Source organism: Streptomyces inhibens, assembly GCF_003389455.1.
GTDB classification, from domain to species: Bacteria; Actinomycetota; Actinomycetes; order Streptomycetales; family Streptomycetaceae; genus Streptomyces; species Streptomyces inhibens.
Genome location: NZ_QUAC01000304.1, coordinates 1 through 2,248, shown reverse-complemented (window position 1 = coordinate 2,248; position 2,248 = coordinate 1). Strand labels below are relative to the sequence as shown.

Here is a 2,248-nt window from a genome sequence, read left to right as displayed (position 1 = left end):
GGCCAGGCCCTCCAGCGCCAGCGCGACGGCGCGGGGGTCGGCGGTGGCGCGCGCCGCCGCGAAGCCCTCCAGGTGGCGCCGGCGCGCGGTCGCCGCATCGCCCCGCTGCTCGGCGACAAAGCCCAACTCGGCCAGCACGAACGCGGTACCGGGGTCGCCGTCGCGGCCACGGCACCACTCCAGCCAGGGCAGCAGATGCGCCTCGGCGTCGTCGAGCCGTCCCTCCCTTCTGGCGCCGAGGGCGAGTCCGGTCTCGGCGAACATCTCACCGCGCCGGTGCGACTGTTCCCCGGCCAGCCGCAGGCCGCGCTCGTGGAGGTCGCGGGCGCCCGTCAGATCGCCGGTCAGCAGCGCGATCCGGCCCAGGCCGGAGAGCTTGTACGAGGCCTGGATCCACAGGCCGAGCTCCTCGGCGATCCGCAGCCCGTCCTGGTGGAGCCGGGCGGCGCGGGCGTAGTCGCCGGTGATCTCCGCGATCGTGCCGAGCACCTCGGCGGCCTGCAACTGGCCCCAGCGGTCGCCCAGTTCACCGAAGAGCGCGGCGCTCTCCTCGGCGTCGCGACGGCGCGCGAGAAGGTCCCCGCCGCCGGTCTGGGCGCGGCTGCTCAGCGCCGCGGCGGTGCCCCAGCGGTCGCCCAGCGCCCGGAAGGCGGCCAGCGAGCGCCCCAGCCGCTCGGCCGCGGCCACCGGGTCGCCGAGCCCCACTTGGGCGTATCCCAGGAACCACTGGGCCCGGGCCCGGCCACCGGGGTCGTCGTAGGCCTCGTACTGCTGGAGAACGGCGGCGGCCCGCGCCACCGGGCCGGCGTCGCCGCCGGCCAGCGACGCCATGCCGACCTGCCAGGCCGCGGCCCGCAGCCGGCGGCCCTCGAAGACCACCTCGCCCGCGCCCCCGGAGGTGACGTCGCCGGCCCCCTCGGCCTCTGTGCCGCGCGATGCGGCGGCCGTGAGCGCCGCCTCCAGCGAGCGGCCCGCCTCGGCGAGCCGGCCGCGCAGAAACCAGTACCAGGCCAGCGCGTTGACCAGCCGCAGCGCACGGTCCGCGGCACCCTCGCGGACCGAACCGTCCAGCGCGGCCCGCAGATTCGCGGCCTCCTGATCGAGCCGCTCCAGCCACTCCCGTTGGGCCGGTCCGTACAGCAAAGGGGCGGCACCTTCGGCGAGTTCGGTGTAGTAGCGGTGATGGCGCCGACGGACGGCGTCCAGTTCGCCGGCCTCCCGCAGACGTTCGAGGCAGTAGGCGGCGACCGTCTCCAGAAGGCGGTAGCGCAGCCCGTCCGGCGTCCGGGACACCGTCACCAGTGAGCGGTCCACGAGGCGCGCCAGCAGCTCGGGCACCTCGTCCCGCCCCACCTCGCCGCCCGCGCAGACCGTTTCGGCGGCCTCCAGGGTGCAGCCGTCCGCCTGTACGGCCAGTCGGCGCAGCACGGTGCGTTCGGGGCCGGGCAGCAGCTCCCAGCTCCAGTCGATCATTGCGCGCAGAGTCTGTTGACGAGGCGGCGCACCACGCCGGCCGGCCGCCAGCAGCCGGAACCGGTCGTCCAGCCGGGCGCTCAACTCCCGTACCCCCAGTGCGCGTACGCGGGTAGCGGCCAGCTCCAGGGCGAGCGGGATGCCGTCCAGACGGCGGCAGATCTCCGCCACGGCGGGTGTGGTGTCCGCGTCCAGGACGAAGGTGTGATCGGCGGCGGTCGCCCGGGCCGCGAACAGCGCGACGGCGCCGGCACCTTCCAGCGGCGGTACGGTCCACAGCGCCTCGCCCGCCAGGCCCAGCGGTTCCTGGCTGGTCACCAGCACGCGCAGCTCCGGTGCCGCGGCCAGCAACTCGGCGGTGACCTCGGCGGCCGCCTCCACGACGTGCTCGCAGTTGTCCAGGACGAGCAGCAGGCGTTTGCCGCGCACCGCGCCGACGAGCCGCTCGGCCACCGGGCCGGCCGCGGCGCCCTCCCGGATGCCGAGCACGGCCAGCACCGCCTCGGCCAGCTCGGCGGCGGTGCACTTGGCCTCCCGGCCGCGTGCGGGGTCGTCCGGGCGGCTCAGCGCGGCCAGTTCCACGAGCCGGACGCCGTCCGGGAAGGTGTCGGTGAGCCGGCTCGCGGTCTCCAGGGCGAGGCGGGTCTTGCCCACGCCGCCGGGGCCGGTGAGCGTCACCAGGCGGGTGGCTGCGAGGAGCGCCTCGACCTGGTGTACGGCGTCCTGGCGGCCGAGGAGTTCGGTGAGGGGGGTGGGGAGGTTGGTGCGGGGGCGT

General features: G+C 76.2%; 1 protein-coding gene. It reads right to left on the bottom strand.

The annotated features are described in order from the left end of the window. The coding region (locus tag DY245_RS33100) for an ATP-binding protein (protein WP_425329470.1) at positions 1-2,248 on the bottom strand (2,248 nt) is incomplete at both ends.